The organism is Cyclobacterium qasimii M12-11B, assembly GCF_000427295.1.
In the GTDB taxonomy this organism is placed as follows: Bacteria; Bacteroidota; Bacteroidia; order Cytophagales; family Cyclobacteriaceae; genus Cyclobacterium; species Cyclobacterium qasimii.
In genome coordinates, this window is the sequence record NZ_ATNM01000012.1 from 1 (window position 1) to 1,487 (window position 1,487).

The 1,487-nt window shown below is 38.2% G+C and carries 2 protein-coding genes; both read right to left on the minus strand.

From position 1 onward, the window contains the following. Positions 1-25: 25 nt before the first annotated feature. The gene (locus ADICYQ_RS31040) at positions 26-1,273 is read right to left on the minus strand and encodes an IS256-like element ISBsu2 family transposase (RefSeq protein ID WP_031600262.1); all 1,248 of its coding nucleotides are present in this window, start codon (positions 1,271-1,273) and stop codon (positions 26-28) included. Between the two features lie 86 nt (positions 1,274-1,359). Further along, on the minus strand, positions 1,360-1,485 hold the full coding sequence (locus tag ADICYQ_RS31045; protein ID WP_262485354.1) for a DUF2573 family protein: 126 nt from the start codon (positions 1,483-1,485) through the stop codon (positions 1,360-1,362). Positions 1,486-1,487 lie beyond the last annotated feature (2 nt).

The window sequence follows — 1,487 nt, forward strand, 5'->3', positions numbered from 1 at the left end:
GGGCTTGTCAAGAAAAGTGTGTAAGTTATTCTAGATATTTCTTCACACGTTCCTTTAGGTGGTCATGAACTAATAGTTGATTCATGACCATAGCCCATTGCTGGATGCGTCCACCATCCCATTTCTTTTCTAATTCTTTTGTTCGTAAAAACAATATTTTTAATAGGGCATTCTCATGGGGGAATGCTCCTTTTTTCGTGACTTTTCGAAAGCTAGAGTGGATACTTTCAACGGCATTTGTAGTGTACATGATTTTACGAATATTACCACCATAATCGAAAAGTTGTTCCACATGAGAAAAGTTTCGTTTCCATACGTCTACAGCTCCAGGGTACGTAGACCACTGCTTTTCAAAAGATTCAAATGCACTGTGACAAGCCTTAAGGCTTGGAGCTCCATACACTTTCTTTAAGGCAGCAGTAAAAGGCTTGTAGTCTTTACTTGGTATATACTTAATCGAATTTCGAATTAAATGAACAATACATCTCTGTACGGTCACATCAGGAAAAATCGCACGTGCTCCTTCTTCCAGACCACTAACGCCATCCATTGAGAGAAAGAAGATATCTTCTACACCACGAGATTTGATTTCATCAAAAATTTGCATCCATTTATGTTTACTTTCCGTTTCATTCAACCACAAACCTAGAATGTCCTTTTTACCTTCTATGGTATATCCTAGTATTGTGTAAACGGCATACTTCTTCGTTTCATAGTCATTACGAATGGTTGTGTAAAGACAATCGACAAACACAAAAGGGTAACAGTTACTTAAGGGACGATTTTGCCACTCTTCTAAATTAGGAAGTACAGTATCCGTAATGTCGGATACCATTTCATGAGATACAGAAAAGCCATAGATGTCTTCTATCGTGGAAGAAATGTCTCGTTGTGACATTCCTCTGGCATACATCGAAATGACCTTATCCTCTATAGAGGATACATCTCTTTTACGCTTTGGAATCAACTGCGGTTCAAATGAACCATCACGATCACGGGGGACTGCAATTTCAACTTCTCCTGCCGTTGTTTTCACGATCTTTTTGCCATATCCATTTCTTCTATTTCTTGTTTCTTTTTCTCCCTTGTCATTGGATTCATAGCCCAAATGGTGATTCATTTCACCTTTTAGCATTGACTCAAACATGGGACCAAATATGTCTTTTAATGCTTCTTGCATATCTTCTACTGATTTAGGCTGATACTGTTCGATAATCTTGTTAGCTAATTCTACGGAGTTCGGATCTCTTTTCAATTTCCCCACTGAAACCACTCCTTTAGCTTTATACTTATTATTCTATCAAATAAAAAACTGTGTGAGTAAGGAACCGTACGCATTCCTTACTTACACAGTTAATATTACACTCCCAGATTTGCGAGCGGAGGCATACTTTTGGCTATATGGGTGTACAAAATCCATTGCTTCACTTCTTCTTTTAGCTCATCGTTTGTTTCACCAAGCAGAAGCTCAGTATACTTCTCCAGCA